The following is a 19,191-nucleotide window of genomic DNA, read 5'->3' as shown; positions in this document are numbered from 1 at the left end:
TCAATCCGGCTCGACGTGGCGACGCTCAGGGTTTGGCCATGAGCAGACGGAGCGGCATGAGCGGACCGACCGCGATGTACTCGTGGTCGATGAGGTTCTGCTTCGCCAGCGGCAGGGCTTCCATGATGGCGTGCCCTTCGGCGACATCCTTGACGTTCAGCAGGAAGACGGCACCGCGCCCATCGGACCGCGAATACCATTCGCGAACCATCCCGTTGAGATAGAGCTGGGTGGTTTGCCTGATTTCATCGGGCATCACCGCCATGACCTGTTCGCGTGTGATGCCGGGCCTGACAGTCAGAATGACCATCACGCCGGTTGTCGGTGACGTGGATTGTGCTTGGGCAAGGGATGGCTCTGCCATGGAGGTAATACCTGTCAGTGTGAGGGTGAGCGCCAGGACGATGTTGCGGATTGCCTTCATCGGTTTCATCTCTCTGATCACGGCCATTGCCGCGATGTCGCAAATGTCAGGCGCACCAGCGGCGCGGCGCATTTGCGATCCTGATGTAAGGCCGTCTTTGCGAGAGCGACTATTCGCGATAATATTGATAGGCCATGAAGCAGAACTTCACAGTCCGGCAAGGTGCGCTCGACGGTGTCGAGGCGTTCCTGAGCGTCGCCCAGCACCGCAGTTTCCGCCGAGCGGCTGCTGAGCTCGGGGTAACGCCGTCGGCGATCAGCCAGGCGGTGCGCGCACTCGAAGCACGCGTCGGCGCCGTGCTGTTCCTGCGCACGACTCGCAGCGTCGGTCTGACCGAGGCCGGCGAACGGTTCTTTGCGCGCGCAAGGCCTGCCTTCGAGGAGCTCGTCGCGGCAAGCGGGGCCGCGCGCGACCTCGGACAGCGACCGGCCGGGCTCTTGCGTCTCACGGTGCCGCGCTCGGTCGTGCCGATTCTGCTGGAGCCCCTGGTCGCCTCGTTCTGTCAGGCCTTTCCGGAGATCGAGGTGGAGCTTGCTGCAAGCGAAGAGCTGGTCGACCTCGCCGCTGGAGGTTTCGATGCCGGCATCAGGATGGGGCAGTTCATCTCCCCGGACATGGTTGCGGTCCGCCTGACGAAGCCGTTGCCTTTCCTGATCGTCGGCAGCCCGGCCTACCTCGAACGTCGCGGCCGGCCCCGGCGGCCGGACGATCTGCGCGAGCACGCATGCCTGAGATTGCGGCGATCAAACGGTGCGCTCGCACCCTGGTCGCTCAACGACGGCGGTCGTTCGATCGAGATTGCCGTTGCGGGACCCTTCATCGCCAACGACTTCCCGACGATGTTAGGTGCCGCCGTCGAAGGCGTCGGCCTTGCGCAAGTGCCAGGGCCGCTGGCGACCGACGCCGTCAGAACGGGAAAACTCGTCGCCGTGCTGGAGAAATTCGCGCCGATGACGCCGGGGGTGTTTCTCTACTATCCCAGTCATCGACAAATCATGCCGAAGCTTCGAGCCTTCATCGATCATGTGAAGGGCCGATCCCGGGCCGCGCGCTGAGCTATTGCCCCTCCCGCACGAACCTGTTCCGCAACGTGCCGATGCCGGCGATCTCAATCTCCACGACATCGCCGTGCTTGATATCCGGCGAGGCACCGTCCGTGCCCATCCAGATCACGTCGCCGGGCCACAGCGTGAAATACTTCGTCAGCTCGACCAGGAACGGCACCACGCCGAAGATCATGTCATTGGTGTGGAAGCGGTTGGTCTCCTTGCCGTTGACCCGGACGATGGTCTGCATCTTTTCGAGATCGGCCTCGGTCTCGATCCACGGTCCCATCGGCTTGAACGTGTCGACGTTCTTGGAACGCCACAGGCTGCGATCGGCCTTCTGCCAGCTGCGCTCGCTGACGTCGTTGCCGATGGTGTAGCCGAACACGCAATCCATCGCGTTCGCTTCGGTGAGATGCTTCACCTTCTTGCCGATGACGACGACGAGCTCGCCTTCATAGTGGATCTTGTCCGTCGCAAAGGACGGGATCACGACATCCTCGTCGTGTGCGATCAGCGCGTTCTGCGCGCGATAGCCGATTTCGGGCCGGTCGGGCACCGCCGGTACCTCGCCGCGCTTGTCGGCGGCCTCCTTCAGGTGCTTCAGATAGTTCAGGCCGACGCAATAGAAGGTGCGCGGGATCAGTGGCAGCTCGATCTTGACCTGTGCCAGCGAATGCGTGCGCGAGGTCCGCTGCCATTCACCGAAGGGATCGCCGTCGACGGCGATCACCTGGTCACCCTCGACGATCCCCCAGGATGTCTTGTCCGAGGCGGTGAATTTCAGCCAGCGCATGTCCGATCCTCGTCATTATTCCGCGGCATCGCGAGGCTGTGCCTTCCAGGCGCCTGCGGCCGGCCGCCTCAGCCCGAGATTGTCCCGCAACGTCTTGCCGCGGTACTCCTTCTGAAACAGCCCGCGCCGCTGCAATTCCGGCACGACGTGTTGCACGAAGTCCGCGTAGGAGCCGGGCACGTAAGTCGCGGCGATAACAAAACCGTCGCAGCCGCGCTCGACGAACATCTCCTCCAGCCTGTCCGCGATCTCCTTGGGCCCACCTACCATTGCGTCCTGGACCTGGCCGCGGCCGGAGAAGGTGACGAAGTCACGCGCGCTCGGGTTGCTCTTGCCGGAATTCTTCAGCACGCCGTCGCGAATGCCCAAGATGCCCTGCATGCTCTTCAGTTCTTCCGTCGTCAGCGGCTCGTCGAGATCCTTGGAGGCGAAGTCATAGTTGAGCGCTTCGGCCAGCAGCGACAGCGCGTCGATCTCTAGCGGCAGCTTATTGATCAGCGCCATCTTGTCTTCGGCCTCCGCCCTGGTCGCCGCGCAGACCGGCGTCGTCAGGTTGCAGAGGAACATCTGGTCGGGATCGCGGCCAGCCTTGGCGGCTTCGTTGCGCACGGAAGCATAGCCGTCCTTGGCGGCGGCAAGGTTGCGCGCGGCGGTGAAGATCACTTCGCCCCATCGCCCCGCGAAGCGCTGGCCGCGCCCCGACGCGCCGGCCTGGATAATTACGGGATGGCCCTGGTCCGAGCGCGGCACGGTGAACGGTCCGCGCGACTTGAAGGCCGGCCCGTTGTGATCGAGCCGCTTGACCTTGGCAGGATCGGCAAAGCGGCCGCTTTGCTTGTCCATGATGAGCGCGCCATCCTCCCAGGTGTCCCAGTGGCCGAGTACGACCTCCATGAACTCGTCGGCGCGGTCGTAGCGGGAATCATGTTCGGGGTGGGAGTCGCGCCCCATATTGAGCGCCTCGCCGTCATTGAGCGAGGTGACGACGTTCCAGCCGGCACGCCCGCCGGACATCAGATCGAGCGTTGCAAAGCGCCGGGCGACGTCGAACGGCTCGTAGTAAGTGGTGGAGCAGGTCGCGCCAAGGCCGAGCTTCTCGGTGACCATGCCCATCGTGGTCAGCACGATCAGCGGGTCCATCTTCACGCAGCGGATGCCGTATTCGACGGTGTGGGCGTGATCGTTACCGTAGCGGTCTGGCATCGCCAGGCGATCGTCGAAGAACGCCATGTGGAATTTGCCCGCCTCGAGGATTTTCGCGATCTCCTGATAGTAATCCGCCGACATGGAATCGTTGCGCGAGTCCGGATGCCGCCAGGAACTCGGCAAGTTCGTGCAGTTCTGAGCCTGGAGGAAGCCGACCAGTACCATCTGCCGCGTCATGCTGCTGTTCTCCTGATGCCGTCAGGCCAGATCGAGGACGGTGTCGAGCCTGTACTCGCGCGCCAGCGCGCGCAGCTTCTCCCAGGTGGCATCCTCGATCTCGATGCCGTCGCGCAGGCGTTGCTGCTCGCGCAGGCCCTCGATCTCGCCGGGATAGAACACGCCCTTGCTGCCTTCGGACGGCGGCGTCGATTTGAGGTAGCGCGCAAACTCGGCGACTTCGCGCTTGAACTCCTGCAGCGGACGGAAGGCCGCGACGTTGAACACCGCCATGAAGCATCCGTCATTGTGCCGCCCCGTCGGCTCGACGCCGAAGCCGAGACCGGTGAGTAGGCCGCATAGCACCTCGACCATGGCAGCAAGGCCGCTGCCCTTGTAGCCTTCGGTGCCGCCGAGCGGCAGCAGCGCGCCGCCCTTGCGGTATTGGGTCGGATCGGTGGTATGCCGCCCATCGGCATCGATGATCCATCCCGTCGGAATTTCTTCGCCGCGGGCGACGGCGAGCTGAATCTTGCCGGCCGCCACCGCCGAGGTCGCCATGTCCAGATAGAACGGCGCATCGAGGTCGGACGGCACCGCGATCGAGATCGGGTTGGTGCCGAGCCGCGCTTCCTTGCCGCCGAACGGGGCGACGTGCTTCGGCGAGCGCCCGGAATCCGCGGTCGCAATCCCGATCATGCCTTCGCGCATCGCCATCAACGGATAGGCGGCGAGGCGGCCGACATGGCTTTGCCGGAACACGGTGCAGGCGGCGACGTTCGCCGTCCTCGCCTTCTCGATGGTCAGTGCCATCGCCTTTGCGTTGACGTGGAAGCCGAATCCCCAATGGCCGTCGATCACGGTCGTGGTCGGCGATTCCTGGACGATGGTCCATTTGGCGCCCGGAACGATGTGTCCGGCCTTGATGCGGTCGATATAGGTGGGAACGGCGATCACGCCGTGCGAGTCATGGCCGGCGAGATTGGCGTTGACGCAGCCGGTGGCGACTGCGTCGGCCTCTTCCTCGGACGCTCCGGCGGCACGGAGCAGTGCTGCGCTGATGCGCGTGAGGCGATCGGCCCTGACGATCGGCATGGCGTTCCCTCGGCTTAGTGCCCTTAACAGGCTGCTCGTTGGGTGCCATCGTCTCAAAGCGCCGCTGCGATATCAATCTCCCGTAAACCAATACAGGGCTGCAAATTCGTAAAGAGAGCGCACCTTTGGTCGAAACTTCATCCCGTGCGGCGGTATTTTTGATAGTTTGGCGCCGGTCGTTCGCAGCTCATTCACTTTGATCGACGGTTTGCAGCGCGCAATAACGACCACTTAGGCGATCGGCATTCATAAAGTCACCCGGGAGAAATGGGCAGAAATGCCCGGGAGCTGAGATCGTGCCGACGACACTCGCGCGCACCTTTGCGGCGTTGAGCGCCATCAACGAAGCGATCCTCTACGCGAAATCGCCGGACGAGCTGTACCAGAAGGTCTGCGACGCCGGGTTTTCGAGTGGAGACTTCTTGGCCGTCGCTGTATTCCTGGTGGGACCGGATTGCGGGCGGCTGCATTTTGCGGCCGGTTGCGGCGACGACGTTGCGCGGCTGCGCTCGATCATGATCACGACGGAAGCAGGCACGCCCGAAGGATCCGGCGTCGGCGGTGAGGCGTTTCGCGATCAGAAGCTGTGCATCAGCAACGACTATCTGAACGACCCGCGTTCGCTGGCGTGGCGCGAGGGAGCGGCCAAGGCCCATATCGGCGCGGCCGCGGCGCTGCCGCTGCTCTGCAATGGCAAGAGCGTCGGCGTGCTCTACGTGACCCGTCGCGAAGCCGGCTCGCTGAACGAGCAGTTGGTGTCGCTGTTCGAGCGCATGTCGGCCAATATCTCCTATGCGATCGAAAATTTCGAGCGAGAAGGAGCGCGCCGGGACAGCGAGGCGGCGATGCGGCGGCTCAATCGCATGTTTGGGGCGCTGAGCGCGACGAACGAAGCAATCCTCAAAGCCAGCACCGAATTGGACTTGTATCAGCGGGTCTGCGATGCAGCAGTTCATGGCGGCAAATCGCTGGCGACTTTCGTGCTGCTGCGCGAGGAGAACTCGCACTGGCTGATGCCGGTGGCCGCAACCGGACAAAATCTCGACCTGATCAGGCAGGCGCGCTACTCGGTCGATCCCGACAATCCTCACGGTCGGGGCATCTCCGGCCAGGTCTTCCGGACGCAGAAGGCGATGGTCGAAGACGACCTCGTCGGTCGCACCAAGGGAACGACCTGGGAGCGAGCCAACATCAATGCCGGCGCGGTCGCCTGCGTCGCCGCGCCACTGATCAAGCGCGGAACCAGCGTCGGCGTGATGTTCTTCTTCGTCAGCAAGTCCTGGGCGAAGGACGAGGGCATCGTCGCGCTGTTGCTGCGCATGACCGAGAACGTGTGCTTTGCGCTCGAGAACTTCGATCGCGACGAGGAGAAGGCGCAGATCGCGCACGAGGAGGAGCGGCTCGCGCGCATGTACGCCGCGCTGAGCGCCACCAATGAAGCGATCATCCGGGCCGCATCGCGTGCCGAGCTGTTCGACCTCGTATGCGAAGCTTCGGTGCAAGGCGGCAAGTTCGGTTCGGCGACGATCGTGCTTGCCGAGCCTGCCTCCGAGCTGCTGCGGGTCGTCGCCTCTGCAGGGCCGAACTCCGATGAAGTGCGCAGGCTCAAATTCGCGACGACCGACAATGTGCCGGAGGGAAGAGGCCTGACCGGCACGTGCTTCCGCACCGGGCAGCCGTGCCTCACCAACGACCTGTTCGCCGACGAGCGCCTCAAGCCCTGGCACGACAGTGCCCGCCGCACCGGCGTCAAGTCCTCCGCTGCGCTGCCGCTGCTCAACGGCGAACGCGCGGAGGGCGTGTTCCTGTTCAATTCCCTCGAGATCGGCGCGTTCACGCCTGAATTGGTCGAACTGCTGCAACGGCTCGCTCGCAATGTGTCATTTGCGATCGCAAATCTCGACCGCGCCGAGGAGAAGGCGAAGGCCGACAAGCAGCGAGACCGGCTGAGCGGCATGTTCGCGGCGTTGAGCGCCACCAACGAAGCCATCATGCGCGCCGAGACCCGCGAGGAGCTGTTCGACGTCGCATGTCAGGCGGCCGTGCTGGGCGGTATGTTCACCTCGGCGACGATTGGAATCACCGACGAGAAACGTGAGCTGGTCCGGGTCGTCGCGGCGAAGGGGCGGCTTCAGGAGCGAATGGTCGGGCGCACCTGCGCGATTTCCCCAGATCATCCCGAGGGCCAGGGGATCATCGGAACCTCGCTGCGGACGTGCCGGCCCAGTGTCATCAACGACTATATGAACGACCCGCGCTCGGCACATTGGCACTCCAAGGCAGTCGAGGACGGGACCCGCGCCGCTGCCAGCTTCCCGCTTCTGCGCGCCGGTCAGGAGCCGATCGGCATTCTGCTGTTCCTTGCGCCGGAGGAGGATACATTCACGCCCGATCTGGTCGAACTGCTGGCTCGCCTTGCCGAAAACGTCTCCTTCGCGCTCGACAATTTTGATCGCGCCGAGGAAAAGGCCCGCACCGAGGCGCAGAAGGAGCGTCTGACCCGTATGTTCGCGGCGCTGAGCGCGACCAACGAGGCGATCATGCGGGCGAAATCGCGCGCCGAATTGTTCGACCTCGTGTGCCTCGCCGCTTCGAACGGCGCCAAGTTCACCTCGACGACGATTGCGCTCGCCAGCACCGACAGCGATCAGCTCAAGATCGTCGCCAGCGCCGGACCGTCGTCCGACACCACGCGTAATGTCCGCCTCTCTGTCGACCCCGAGCGCCCCGAGGGCCGGGGGATGGCCGGCACAGCGTTCCGAACCCGGCAGCCCTGCATCAGCAACGACTACCTCAACGACCAGCGCGTGAGCGCCTTCCACGCCATCGTTCGCGGCGACGGTGCGCGCTCGGGCGCGGCGATCCCGCTCGTCGTTCACGACCTGGCCGTCGGCGTCATGATCTACATGTCGACCGAAAAGGACACGTTCACGGCCGAGTTCGTCGAGCTGTTGCAGCGCCTCGCCGACAATGTCGCTTTCGCGATGGAGAATTTCGATCGCGCCGACGAGAAGAACAAGGCGGATGAGCGGATCGAATACCTCGCCTCGCATGACAGCCTGACGGACCTGCCCAACCGCGAGACGTTCAACGGATTGCTGCGCGAGGCGATCGACGTGGCGCAGCGCCACGATCACCGCTTTGCGGTGCTGTTCATCGATCTCGACCGCTTCAAGGTCATCAACGATTCGCTGGGTCACGAGGCTGGCGACCTACTCCTGCTCGAAGTGGCGAATCGTTTGCGCGGCGCGCTGCGGACAAGCGACGTGGTGGCGCGTCTCGGCGGCGACGAGTTCGTGGTGATCCTCGACCAGTGCGGCGAGATCGACGACGTCCAGCGCATCGCCAGCGGACTGCTCGCCGCGCTTGCCGAGCCCACGGAACTGGCCGGCCACGAGTGCCACACCACGGCCTCGATCGGCATCGCGATGTATCCGGCCAACGGCTCCGACGCGCAGACGCTGACCAAGAATGCCGACATGGCGATGTATCTCGCCAAGGAAGACGGCAAGAACGGCTATCGCTTCTTCTCCAAGGAAGTGAAGACGCAGTCGATCGAACGTCTGTCGCTGGAGAGCGCGCTGCGCCGGGCGCTGGAGCGCGAGCAGTTTTCGCTGAACTACCAGCCCAAGGTGGATATGGAGACCGGCCAGATCACGGGCGTGGAAGCGCTGCTGCGCTGGACGCATCCCGATCTCGGCAATGTCTCGCCGGCGCAATTCATTCCGCTCGCGGAGGAGACCGGGCTGATCGTGCCGATCGGCCGCTGGGTGCTGAATGAAGCCTGCGCGCAAGCCATGGCCTGGCAGCGACGCGGCCTGCTGCCGCTGTCGATGGCGGTCAACCTGTCGCCGCGCCAGTTCGCCGACGAGCATCTGTTGCAGGACGTCGACGAGGCGCTCGCCGCCAGCGGCATGTCGCCGGTGCTGCTCCAGCTGGAGGTCACCGAGAGCATGATGATGCGCAATGTCGGACGCGCGCTCAAGGTGCTCGACGCCATCCAGAGCCGTGGCATTCGCCTCGCCATCGACGATTTCGGTACCGGCTATTCGTCGATGTCGCTGATGAAGCACTTCCCGATCGACACCATCAAGATCGACCGCTCCTTCGTGCGCGACCTGCCGCAGGATTCGGAAGACCAGGCGATCGCGCAGGCGATCATCAGCATGGGCAAGGCGCTCGGCATGACTGTCGTCGCCGAAGGCGTCGAGAATGCCGAGCAGGAGGCGTTCCTGCGCACCCATGGCTGCGACGAGATGCAGGGCTATCTGATCGCCAAGCCGCTGCCGGCGCGACAGATGGCCGAACTGCTGCGGCCGATGGTTCTGCCCGTGGCGCCACCGCTCCAGCCCGAGCGGGATCCGGCCGCCGAGGAGGCCGCAGCGTTACGGCTGAAACGCGCTGTCGTCTGACGGCTGCGGGTGCAGCTCGCGGACGGCGTGTTCTCCGCCCTCGGCCTTGTTCGGAAACTCCTGCGGTCCAGTCAGCGACGTCTGCTCGACGAACAGGGCGAGAATGCTGCGCGCGCCCTCGGCGAAGCTCGACCCCTCGTTCAAGCCGAGCTCGGCGCACCACGCGCAACCCATCGGCTCGTTGTCGTCGAACACCACCATCGCAGGCCCCCACCACCAGGCCGGCGCGGGCGAACGCTCGCCCTCGGGCACGACCTGCCAGCGGGCGAACTCTTCCATCACGCGCCGGAACTCCAGGCGTGCAGCCTGATGCATGCGGTCGATACTCCCTCAATTCACGCCCGATGATAGGCCGGCGGGCGGATTTGATCGTGGCCTTCGTTCGGAAAAATCAGCTCGCGCAAATGGGCCGAGCCATGCAAGCCGACATCATCGTCGGCAATGCGAAAATATGCGGCCGTCAGCGATGCGCCAACGGCGGCAGCGGATATCTATTCTAGCCGTTTCGAGGCACGGCAGGCAAGCTACGGGTGCCGCGATTGCCTAACGCGATCTGAACGGATGCGCCTTCTGGTGCCAGGCCCAGGCGGTGCGGATGATCGTAGGCAGGTCGGAGTGACGGGGCACGAAGTTGAGCACCTTCTTCGCAGCAGAGGGATCCGCGACCAGATAGGTGGGATCGCCGGGGCGGCGCGGCTTGATGGTGTGCGGCACCTCGCGTCCGGTCTCCTGCCTGATGGCGTTGAGGATCTCGCGAACGGAGAAGCCGGAGCCGGTGCCGAGATTGAAGCTGCTGCCGGCATGCCCCTGCTCCAGAAGCTTTAGTGCCGCGACATGCGCCGCCGCGAGGTCGGTGACGTGGATGTAGTCGCGGATCGCGGTGCCGTCGGGCGTATCGTAGTCGTCGCCGAATACGGCGAACTCGACATGGCCCTGAAGTGCCATCATCGCGCGCGGAATGAGATGGGTTTCATTATCGCGCAGCTCGCCGATGCCGCCGGCCGGATCTGCGCCGCTGGCGTTGAAATAGCGCAGGCAGAACGCGCCGAAGCCATAGGCCGTGCGGTAATCGGCGAGCATGCGCTCGATCATCCACTTCGAGGCGCCGTAGGGGTTGATCGGCGCGCAGGGAAAGTCTTCCGGCAGTTCCTTGGAATCGGCGTTGCCGTAGACGGCGCCGGTCGAGGAGAACACGATGCGATGGCAATTCGCGTTACGCATGGCCTGCAACAGCGACAGCGTGCCCTGCACGTTGTTGATGTAATATTTCTGCGGGTCGGTCATGGACTCCCCGACCAGGCTCGCCGCCGCAAAATGCATCACCGCCGTAATGTTGTAATCCGCGAAGGCGCGCGCCAGCGCCGTGCCGTCGAGCAGATCGCCCGTCACCAGCGGGCCGGTAACGAAACTGCGATGACCTGTCGAGAGATTGTCATAAACGACGGGCTGATAGCCGGCGGCGGTCAGTGCGCGGCACGCATGCGAGCCAATATAGCCTGCGCCCCCGGTGACGAGGACGGTCGGTCGGTCGGTCATGTCGTCTTCTGCTCTTCTCTTAGCGGAGGGATCGGTGGCGGCTGAAGAGAAGATAGAGCGCGCGGGGGTTGGTGGTCAAATAGCGCCAGAGCAGGCGGCGCGGCTCGAGCCAGGTGCGCCAGGCCCATTCGAGTCCGATCTTCTGCATCCATTGCGGCGCGCGGGAACGGCTGCCCGACAAAAAGTTGAACAGGCCGCCGGATGTCTTGATAACGCCAACATTGGTGAGATGCGGAGTGAATTCCTCCACGAATGCCTGCTCGTTGGGCACGCCGAGCGCGATCCACAGATAATCCGGCGCAAGCGCGTTGATTTCCTCGACCTTCGCGCGCAGCGCCTCGCCGCGCAGATAGCCGTGGCTGCGCCCGACGATCTTGAGGTTCGGATACATCTTCTGGACGTTCTCGACCGCAGCGATGTTTTCGGCTTCGCTGGCGCCGAACATGTAGAAGGTGCGGCCAACCGCTTCCGCCTTGCGCGCGACGACGTGGAACAGGTCCGTGGTCGCAACGCGCTCCGGCAGTGGAAACCAGGATTGCAGCTTCGAAGCCGCGACCAGCGGCTGGCCGTCGGCGTTGATCAGGTCGGCGGCGCGGAACAGGCGCTCGGTCTGCGGTTCCGTCGAGCAGCGCGCCAGCACCTCGCCATTGGCCGAGGTCAGGAACAGCGGACGGCCGATGCGATTGTCAGGATCGGTCGCCTCGATCATGAAATCGGCGGTTTCTTCCAGGTCGATCGCGGCCATGCGAAGGCCGCCGACGGTGATCCGCGGCACCTCGGCAGTTGCCGCCCGTCCATCGAGGTTGACGCGGCGCTCAAGCATATTGTCTGCCTCGCTGGCGCGTTTGGGCTGCGGGAGTGAGCTCGTCGAGCACGACGCCGACGAGCTTGCGCTCGGCGCGGCCGAGCGCGGTCAAGATCTCTTCCAGGCTGTCGTTGATGTCGAGGCTGGTCGGCAGCACCGCCACCAGCGCGTCGGTTTCGTCCAGCAGCTTGCGGCCGCCGGCCGAGAGCGGCACAGCGGGGCCGTCGAGGATCACGAGATCATAGCCGCCCGCGGCGCGCGCCTGTGCAATCGCTTTGCGGATGGCCTCAGCCGTTTTGCCGACATCGCCCTCTGCGGCCGGCAGCACCGAGATGCCGTTGACCGTCTTGATCTCGCGGGCGTCCTTGCTGCCGATCGAGAGCCAGCCGAGCCGGCTCGGTTCGCTCTTGCCGCGACGGTTGAGCTTGTTCGAGAGCGAGCGTGCCTGATGATCGGCATCGATCATCAGCACACGGGCGCCGTCGCGCGCGGCCGCCAGCGCGAAATTCAGCGCGGTCACGCTGCGACCGGTGGTCTCGCCAGTGCCGACGAGCGCGATGACAGGCATCGCCTTGCCATCGGCCCGCCGGGCCACCGCAGCGCGCATGTCGCGCCAGGCATTGAGCAGCGTGGTCAGGGGGAAGCCGGGACGCAGGGTCGGCCAGCCCAGCCGGGTGAGATCGACGCCGCCGCCCGTTGCGAGAATGGCGCCGAGCGTGTGAATGACGTCGGCCTCCTGGAGGCGTGCGATCAGCGGCTTTTCGATCAAGGGCTTCTCGATCATCGAAGGCTGTAACGGAGGTGCGGCAAGTTCCGGCGGAGCTTGTTCAACTTCCGGAGCTGGCGAGGCCTGCTGGGGCGGCGAAGCCTCCGAGGCCTCTGCAGCCCGCGCGCGCTGCGGAGCTCGCGTTGCATCCGGCGCAGGCGTGCGCTGTGGACGGGCAGGCGTCGGCGCTGGCGCGGTCGCACCGGCGAACAGGAGCTCGGCAGCAGCGAACCAGCTTGACGCTGTGACCGCGCCGAAGATCAGGCCGATCATGGCGAACAGGCTCATCGCCGGCGGGAACGAGCGCCGCTGCGGCACCGTCGCTTCGCCGATGACGCGGGCCGCGGACGTATTCAGGCTCTCCTGCTCCTCGGTCTCGCGCGAACGCTTGAGGAAGGATTGATAGACGTCGCGGCTGGCGTCGGCCTCGCGCTCGAGCTCGCGCAGTCGGACTGCGGCCTGGCTGAGCTGGACGCTCTGCCGCTTCTGCGCTTCCAGCGCCCGGTTGAGCGAGGCTTCGAAGTCGCGGGCACGCGTCAGGTCGTTCTTGGCGGACTGGGCGAAGCGGTCGATTTCCTCGTTGATGGTGCGCTTGAGATCCTCGACCTGCTTCTCGGTCTGGCGCAGCGCCGGGTGGCGCGGGCCGAGCTCGCCGGCCTGCTCCGCATATTTCTTGCGGGCGTCCGCATATTGCGCGCGCAGGTTCGCAATCGTCGGCGATTGCAGCGCCTCGGGGATCGCGCCCGCATCCGCGGCCGTGCGCCGGCTCGCCTCGATCTGGTCGAGCCGCGCCTGCGCATCCATCGTCGCCGCGCGGGCCGCGGCCAGCCGCTGGTTGCTGGCGGAGAGCTGTTGGTCGCTGATCAGCGTGTCCTGGGTGCCGACGAAATTGTTCTGGGCCTTGTAGGTGGCAAGCGCAGTTTCGGCGTTGCGCAGCCGCTCGCGCAGCTCCTTCAACCGGCTGGAGAGATCACTGGTGGCGCGCCGAGCGGCCGAGGCCTGCGAGTTGCGGGATTCCGCAAGGTAGGCATTGGTCAGCGTGTTGGCGAGCATCGCCGCTTTCGCGGGATCCGTCGACCAGACCTCGATGTCGACGATGAAGCTCTTTTCGGTCTTGCGAATCGTGATGTGCTTGTTCAGCGCGTCGAGCGCCGCGAGCTGCACTTCCTTCTTTTCCGCGGCGGAGGGGGCGCGGGGCTGAAGGCCAATCAGGCCAAGCAGTGACGACATCAGGCTCGTGCCCTCGCCGCCGCCGAATTCCGGATCCTTGTCGAGACCGGCCTGCTGGATGACCTGGAGCAGCACGCTATTGGAGGTGATCAGGCGCGCCTGGCTCTCCACCACCATGGACATGCCGGAGACGTCCTGCGCGCGCGGCGTGAGCTCGCGATCGACGAGCTGAAGCTCGCGCGGGTCGACATAGAGCTGGGCGGTGGCGGTGTAGCGGGGCGTCAGGCTCTTGCCGATGGTGACCGCAAGCGTCGCGCCGAGCAGGGCGGCCGCGGCAATCGCGACCTTTCGCCGCCAGAGCAGATTGGCGAGCTCCAGCACACTGAAGCCATCCTGAGGCTTTCGTTGCGGGGCCTCCGGTCTGGCCCGATCAATCGGCTGGTTATAGTCAAGCATGATCCCCAGCTTTCATTCCAACTGCCGCGGGCTGAGGGGTTACTCTTCGCTTTACGCCACGCACCCGGGATATGGGGGCCCAATCAACGCAACAGGGAAAATTAACCATACTCATTGAGGGACTATTCACCGAAATGGCAAACAAAGCGTTTAAGCGCATTCCGCTCTTCGGCGTGTCGCCGTGACGCTGAGGTCCCCCAGAGATTAACGGTTCGTTACCGCGCGCAGCGTGGCCGCGAAGCTTCGCTTGTCGTGCGATCCGCTGCGCGCGCATGGCGGTCAGCTCTTCCGCAGGATGACGTGATAGTCGCCGCGACGGACATCGGTGCCGCGCGGCAGCACCGCGTTCAGCACCGCGGCGCCGGCGTCGACCAGGGCCGCAAACAGCGGCTTGCGCCGACGCATCTCGGGATAGCGCGGGCTCTCGACTTCACGACGATAGATCATCTCGAGACCGTTGGCGGAAGCGAATGCTTCGAGTTTCGGCAATGTCACCAGAGGATGGAAGAACGTCGGGAACGGCGGCTCGCCGGGCAGGCCGGCATCCTTGATGCCGCGGATGTTCCGGTAGAACCAGACGTGAAACCAGTGCGGCGAGTATTTGGTGACCACGCCCGACAGCGAGCGCGGATTGGGCGCGCCGATCAGGATCATTCCGCCGCGCTTGAGCGCGTCGCGAAAATTCAGCAGTGCAGCTTCGACGTGGGGAAGGTGCTCGATCACGTTGTAGCAGATCACGAGATCGAAGCTCTCTTGCCCGAAACGGTAGGTCTGGACGTCACCGAGGATCGCCTCGTCCGCGTAGGTATTGTTGCGGACCTGATCCTCGTCGATGTCGACGACGGTGACGTGGCTGCGGCTCGGCAATTCCGGCGGTAGAACGCTGCACGAGCCGCCGCCTGCTTCATAGATGGCGAGCCGGCCCTGCGGCAGCTCGCGGCGCAGCACGTCATGAACGGCGAGCAGGCTGTCGCGGGCTTCGCCGGGGATCAGATCGTGCAGCGCCTGGGTGGGTGGAGTGGCCGCGGAGACATTGATTGCCGTGGCTGTCGCGAAATCGATCGTGGCTGGCTTGTTCATGATTTTCTGACTGCGCTTGTTCTATTCAAATTTACAGGAAAAAACTCGCTCGCCCGAAGAGCAAAACTGATGCCGTGCCACCTCACTGGTCGCAGTGCTTACGGTCGGGTTAATGCGCATGGGCGTTAACTACGGCATTGTTCATGTTGCGGCGTTGTCGGTGCAGTGGACCGCGAATTGCACTATCACGCGCGCGAGGTTTCGCAGCAGAAACACGCGAACGCGGTTAAGTGCATGGCGTTGTGCCGAGATGGTTGGAGGTCGCCGGCATGCGTCCTGCGCCCGTCGTTCATATTGGGACGCATCTGTGCCGCGGCGATGTGCCGTCGCGGGACGGGGCCTATCCGCGCGATCGAAGCAGGGCTTTTTCAATATATCTCGGACATCTAGGACGTCATGACATTGATCCCGACAGACCTGTCCGCCACGCGCATCGCGGACGTCGTGTGCGATCCCAACCGGGAGATCGTGGCAAGCTCCCGCGTCATCGACCTGTCGGTCGGCATCGTCGTCTGCATTCCCTGCTTCCGCCGTCCGCAGCATCTGCGGCGGACGCTGGACTCGCTGGTGAGCCAGCGCACCCCCCGCTCCTTTGCCGTCGTCATGGTCGAGAACGATGCTGCGCGGCGCGAGAGCGCGCCGATCGCCGCGGAGTATCTCGCTGGCGGCAGGCTCCAGGGCGTCTGCCTCGTCGAGAAGCGGCAGGGTAACTGCCAGGCGATCAACGCCGCGTTCGAGACGGCGCAGGCGCTGTTTCCCGCCGCGACCCACTTCCTGATGATCGACGACGACGAGATCGCCTCGCCCGATTGGCTCGAGCTGATGGTTCGCACCGCGGAGGCGACCGGCGCCGACGTGGTCGGCGGGCCGGTGGTGCCGGTCTTCGACGACGACAGCCAGCCCTGGCTGTCGCGTCATCCCGCCTTCTGTCCTGCCTATGATTACAGCGGCGCGGTGCCGCTAATCTATGGCTGCGGCAATTGTCTGATCACGCGCGCGGTGTTCGAGCGGTTCGAGCGACCGGCCTTCGATCTGCGTTTCAATTTCCTCGGCGGCGGCGACTGCGATTTCTTCGTGCGGTGCCGCGATGCCGGCATGACATTCCACTGGACGGCGGAGGCGGTCATCACCGAGACCGTGCCGCAAAGCCGAACCAGTCTCGGTTGGATCGCAAAACGAGGCCTGCGCATCGGCGCGATCAATTATCGTGTGCAGTCCAAGGCTGCGCAGAGTGTAGCGGCGCGCATGCTGGTGTTTGCGCAGATGGTTGGACGGCTGCCGTTGTCGCTGGTGCGGGCCGCCAGTCTGCTGACGTCGTCGAAGACCGTTGTCGCGATGCATCCCGTGATGGTCGCGCTCGGCTCCGTGCTCGCGGCGTTCGGCATCGAGCCGAAGCCCTATGAAGCCTCGAAGATCGTGTCCTGACGCCCTGGTCGCGGGTTAGATGCCAAAACGGGCGAGGGCGACCCGGAGCGCGGAGCGCGGCAGCGATTTGAGCGACCTCCGGCCCACCATCCCGAGATAGGCGAAAGCTTCGCGATATCTGCCGAAGCGGACCGCCTGCATCGCCGAATAGGTGACGAGATGAATCTCGGCGGCCCGGCGCAGTGCGCCGGCCGCGCCTTCGGGCAATCTCGCCAGGATCAGCCCGTCGTCGAAGACGCGCGCGACCGCCGGGAAGAAGTCCTGCGGCGTCCGCACCGCCGCGTTCATCGTGTTGGCCGTGTGCAGGCGATAGTCGAGCAGGAGCTTTGGTGCGAATTCGAACTCGCCGATCGCGGCAAGACGGCACCAGCAATGCCAATCCTCGCAATATCTGAGGGAGACGTCGAAGCCGCCGATGGCGCGGAAGGCCTCCGCACGGGTGAGCACGATGCCGCCATTGACGATGAAGTTGCCGGCCGCGAGCCGCGTCAGCACATCGCCGGCCGGCTTGCGGCGTGCCTTCAGCAGATCGCGCCGGCCGATCTGCCGTCCCTCGCTATCGATCGTGTTGTAGTCGCCATAGACGAGAACCGCGCGCGGAGCGCCGCGCGCTGCCGCCAGCAGTGCCGCCACTGCATCGGGACGCAGGCGGTCGTCGGCATCGAGGAAGAGCAGCCAATCCCCGATCGCCTGCCGCGCGCCGAGATTGCGCGCGGCCGACACGCCGGCGGAGTCGTTGCGGATCAGACGCAGCCGTGGATCACGCATGGCGCGGACGATCGCCATGGTGCCGTCGGTCGAGCCGTCGTCCACGACGATCACTTCGGTGACATCGCCTTGCGCGAGCGCGCTCGCGATGGTTTCACGGACATAGGCCGCGGCATTTTTGGCGGGAATCACGACGGAGACCGACGCGCCCGGGTGCACCGGCAGCGGCGGGCGCGCCGCCGGCATCACGCGTGAGGCAGCCGGCAATTCGAGAACGTCGTCGGCGGTGATCAAGCTGCGGCTCGTCTTTAATGATCCGTTAACCAGGCGCATCCGCCGAGCTGGCAACGTCAACGATCGCAGCCTCGGCCGCTGCGGATGATACCCGCATTACGGCCAAATCATTGCGCGGAAGGCCTGGGTGGTGCCGGTTTCGTGGATTAGCGTTAAGCCGCCGGCATTGAGCTTGTGGCAATTCGCAAGGAGTGCGGCAGGGCTGCCGTGTTGCAGAAGATGCCTGCCATCGCCTGCATGCTGGTTGACGGGCGGTTAACGGGGATTGGTTAAGGTCTTCAGCTTCCCTTGAATGTCGCTTTGACCTTCCTTCGGCTTCGTCACCTGCCTTGAGCCATGAATCGCAGCTTGGATCGCAGCGCCGCTGACATGACTGACGTCGAGCGCCGATCGTTCGGCCACGTCCTGCGCGACGGGCTCGCGGGGCTGAACGCCGTGCAGGCGGCGCGCTGCCTGGTCGCCGTCGCGGCTTTGCTGCTGGTGCTGGTCACGCTCGATCCCTTTCCGGACCTGCGCAGCCCCGATGTCGGCACCGTCGTGGGCGGACGAATGGCGCTGACCTACGTCTCTTTCGGCCTCTTGGCTATGGTCGCGGTGCTGCTCGCCGCCGCCACCGACGGTCTCTCGCTGAAGACCCTGGTGACCCCGCTGCATCTCTGTCTCATCGGTTGGCTGCTGATCAACATCGCCTTCTCCGAGAGCCGCGGCGTTTCGCTCCAGCGCTTCGTGCTCGCGGCGAGCGTGACGTCGCTCGCCGTGCTCCTGCCGCTATTGCCGCCGACGCAGCGCAGCTTCAACCTGTGCCTCGGCGGTGCCGCGCTCGCGCTGCTCGTGCTGTGCTATCTCGGCGTCTTCCTCGCGCCTCAATATTCGATCCACACCGCGCTCGACATCACCGAGCCGCAGCTCGCCGGCGACTGGCGCGGCAGCTTCGGTCACAAGAACGTCGCCTCGCCCGTGATGACCATCCTGGTCTATGTCGGCATCTACCTTTGCGCGGTCGGCTCGTTCGTGATGGGCCCGGCGATCGCCGCGCTGGCGGGCATCTTCCTGATCTTCACCGGCGGTAAGACGTCCTCGGTGCTGTGCCTCGCGATCTACGCGCTGGCGTCGCTGGTCTACGTCACGCGGAGCCTGTGGCTGAAGCGGATCATCTGCTTCGTGCCGCTGATCGTGATGAACCTGCTGACGGTCGGCAGCGTCTTGAGTCCGGCGCTCGGCGCCATGACGCGGCTGCTTCCGCTCGATCCCACCTTCACCGGCCGCTCCGCGATCTGGGAATTCGCGCTCGCAGCCGTCGCCGAGAAGCCGATCATCGGTCACGGCTATGCGGCCTTCTGGGACGACGTGACCGAGCGGCAGACCGCCCAAGGCGCCGAATGGGCGACGACTGCGGCACACAGCCACAACAGCTATCTCGATCTCGCGGTCACCATCGGCCTGCCGGGGCTGCTGCTCGTGATCCTCGTCTTCGTGCTGGCGCCGCTCGGCAATTTCCAGTCAGCCCAGGCGCACAATCGTAGTAGCGCGCTGGCAAAGCTGTTCCTCACCGTATGGCTGTTCGGTTTGTATTACGGAGTCACCGAGACCTTCCTGCTCGAACGACAGAGCCCGATCTGGTTCATGTTCGTCCTCGCGGTGGCCGGCCTGCACTTCCTGGCCAGGTTCCAGTGCGTCGGGCAGGTGGAACCTGAGCACTGACACCTTGTCGCAGCGGAGCGGCTCGAGTGGCATCGCTTAACGATAAGCAGCGACGTTACTTGTGGTTGCGACAAAACATAATCTATCTGGAAACACACAGTCGTATGTCCCGCGG

Annotated in this window: 14 protein-coding genes; 4 read left to right on the top strand and 10 right to left on the bottom strand. The window is 64.7% G+C overall.

Going from position 1 to position 19,191, the window contains the following annotated elements; translation table 11 throughout:
- Positions 1-25: 25 nt before the first annotated feature.
- Entirely contained in the window at positions 26-496 is a 471-nt protein-coding gene (locus AAE027_RS26315) for a hypothetical protein (protein WP_370986385.1), read from the bottom strand.
- Between the two features lie 62 nt (positions 497-558).
- Between AAE027_RS26315 and AAE027_RS26310 the strand changes: the two genes are divergently transcribed.
- On the top strand, positions 559-1,479 hold the full coding sequence (locus tag AAE027_RS26310; RefSeq protein WP_370986384.1) for a LysR substrate-binding domain-containing protein: 921 nt from the start codon (positions 559-561) through the stop codon (positions 1,477-1,479).
- Position 1,480: 1 nt separating this feature from the next.
- Here AAE027_RS26310 and AAE027_RS26305 read toward each other — a convergent pair whose 3' ends face one another.
- Genes AAE027_RS26305 through AAE027_RS26295 form a run of 3 tightly spaced genes read right to left on the bottom strand, consistent with a single transcriptional unit; the run spans position 1,481 to position 4,723 of the window.
- Complete coding sequence (locus tag AAE027_RS26305; RefSeq protein ID WP_370986383.1) at positions 1,481-2,266, bottom strand: fumarylacetoacetate hydrolase family protein; 786 nt, start codon at positions 2,264-2,266, stop codon at positions 1,481-1,483.
- Between the two features lie 15 nt (positions 2,267-2,281).
- Positions 2,282-3,649: an LLM class flavin-dependent oxidoreductase gene (locus tag AAE027_RS26300; RefSeq protein WP_370986382.1), complete on the bottom strand. Its 1,368-nt coding sequence runs from the start codon at positions 3,647-3,649 to the stop codon at positions 2,282-2,284.
- Positions 3,650-3,670: 21 nt separating this feature from the next.
- On the bottom strand, positions 3,671-4,723 hold the full coding sequence (locus tag AAE027_RS26295; protein ID WP_370986381.1) for an Ldh family oxidoreductase: 1,053 nt from the start codon (positions 4,721-4,723) through the stop codon (positions 3,671-3,673).
- Between the two features lie 296 nt (positions 4,724-5,019).
- Here AAE027_RS26295 and AAE027_RS26290 point away from each other — a divergent pair, with 296 nt between their 5' ends.
- Positions 5,020-9,135, top strand: coding sequence for a bifunctional diguanylate cyclase/phosphodiesterase (locus AAE027_RS26290; protein WP_370986380.1), 4,116 nt, complete (start codon positions 5,020-5,022; stop codon positions 9,133-9,135).
- On the opposite strand, the gene AAE027_RS26285 is transcribed toward AAE027_RS26290, so the two are convergent.
- The 5 genes from AAE027_RS26285 to AAE027_RS26265 all read right to left on the bottom strand — a co-directional run bounded on the left by AAE027_RS26285 (position 9,109) and on the right by AAE027_RS26265 (position 14,948).
- Positions 9,109-9,450, bottom strand: coding sequence for a hypothetical protein (locus AAE027_RS26285; protein ID WP_370986379.1), 342 nt, complete (start codon positions 9,448-9,450; stop codon positions 9,109-9,111). The two genes, AAE027_RS26290 and AAE027_RS26285, sit on opposite strands and share 27 nt — an antisense overlap.
- Positions 9,451-9,678: 228 nt before the next feature.
- On the bottom strand, positions 9,679-10,671 hold the full coding sequence (gene galE / locus AAE027_RS26280; RefSeq protein WP_130213242.1) for a UDP-glucose 4-epimerase GalE: 993 nt from the start codon (positions 10,669-10,671) through the stop codon (positions 9,679-9,681).
- Positions 10,672-10,690: 19 nt separating this feature from the next.
- On the bottom strand, positions 10,691-11,494 hold the full coding sequence (locus tag AAE027_RS26275; RefSeq protein ID WP_128939866.1) for a WecB/TagA/CpsF family glycosyltransferase: 804 nt from the start codon (positions 11,492-11,494) through the stop codon (positions 10,691-10,693).
- Positions 11,487-13,868, bottom strand: a complete 2,382-nt coding sequence (locus tag AAE027_RS26270; RefSeq protein ID WP_370986378.1) for an exopolysaccharide transport family protein — start codon at positions 13,866-13,868, stop codon at positions 11,487-11,489. Before AAE027_RS26270 ends, AAE027_RS26275 begins: the two co-directional genes overlap by 8 nt.
- 279 nt (positions 13,869-14,147) lie before the next feature.
- On the bottom strand, positions 14,148-14,948 hold the full coding sequence (locus AAE027_RS26265) for a class I SAM-dependent methyltransferase (RefSeq protein WP_370986376.1): 801 nt from the start codon (positions 14,946-14,948) through the stop codon (positions 14,148-14,150).
- Between the two features lie 396 nt (positions 14,949-15,344).
- Between AAE027_RS26265 and AAE027_RS26260 the strand changes: the two genes are divergently transcribed.
- Positions 15,345-16,373 carry a glycosyltransferase family 2 protein gene (locus AAE027_RS26260; protein ID WP_370986375.1) on the top strand — a complete coding sequence of 343 codons (1,029 nt, stop codon included), beginning with the start codon at positions 15,345-15,347 and terminating at the stop codon, positions 16,371-16,373.
- Positions 16,374-16,388: 15 nt separating this feature from the next.
- Here AAE027_RS26260 and AAE027_RS26255 read toward each other — a convergent pair whose 3' ends face one another.
- Positions 16,389-17,375 carry a glycosyltransferase gene (locus tag AAE027_RS26255; protein WP_370986374.1) on the bottom strand — a complete coding sequence of 329 codons (987 nt, stop codon included), beginning with the start codon at positions 17,373-17,375 and terminating at the stop codon, positions 16,389-16,391.
- Positions 17,376-17,723: 348 nt separating this feature from the next.
- Between AAE027_RS26255 and AAE027_RS26250 the strand changes: the two genes are divergently transcribed.
- Entirely contained in the window at positions 17,724-19,076 is a 1,353-nt protein-coding gene (locus tag AAE027_RS26250; protein WP_370986373.1) for an O-antigen ligase family protein, read from the top strand.
- Positions 19,077-19,191 lie beyond the last annotated feature (115 nt).

It is taken from the genome of Bradyrhizobium sp. DN3, from assembly GCF_041357655.1.
GTDB lineage: Bacteria > Pseudomonadota > Alphaproteobacteria > Rhizobiales > Xanthobacteraceae > Bradyrhizobium.
The sequence above is the reverse complement of the archived record's forward strand: the minus strand, read 5'-3'. Positions and strand labels throughout refer to the sequence as shown.

Bases quoted from the DNA above. Each gene is read 5' to 3' on its own strand.
- AAE027_RS26315 (WP_370986385.1), bottom strand. From the start codon at position 496: ATGCGCCGCGCCGCTGGTGCGCCTGACATTTGCGACATCGCGGCAATG.
- AAE027_RS26295 (WP_370986381.1), bottom strand. From the start codon at position 4,723: ATGCCGATCGTCAGGGCCGATCGCCTCACGCGCATCAGCGCAGCACTG.
- AAE027_RS26305 (WP_370986383.1), bottom strand. From the start codon at position 2,266: ATGCGCTGGCTGAAATTCACCGCCTCGGACAAGACATCCTGGGGGATC.
- AAE027_RS26265 (WP_370986376.1), bottom strand. From the start codon at position 14,948: ATGAACAAGCCAGCCACGATCGATTTCGCGACAGCCACGGCAATCAAT.
- AAE027_RS26260 (WP_370986375.1), top strand. From the start codon at position 15,345: ATGACATTGATCCCGACAGACCTGTCCGCCACGCGCATCGCGGACGTC.
- AAE027_RS26270 (WP_370986378.1), bottom strand. From the start codon at position 13,868: ATGCTTGACTATAACCAGCCGATTGATCGGGCCAGACCGGAGGCCCCG.
- AAE027_RS26300 (WP_370986382.1), bottom strand. From the start codon at position 3,649: ATGACGCGGCAGATGGTACTGGTCGGCTTCCTCCAGGCTCAGAACTGC.
- AAE027_RS26275 (WP_128939866.1), bottom strand. From the start codon at position 11,494: ATGCTTGAGCGCCGCGTCAACCTCGATGGACGGGCGGCAACTGCCGAG.
- AAE027_RS26285 (WP_370986379.1), bottom strand. From the start codon at position 9,450: ATGCATCAGGCTGCACGCCTGGAGTTCCGGCGCGTGATGGAAGAGTTC.
- AAE027_RS26310 (WP_370986384.1), top strand. From the start codon at position 559: ATGAAGCAGAACTTCACAGTCCGGCAAGGTGCGCTCGACGGTGTCGAG.
- galE (WP_130213242.1), bottom strand. From the start codon at position 10,671: ATGACCGACCGACCGACCGTCCTCGTCACCGGGGGCGCAGGCTATATT.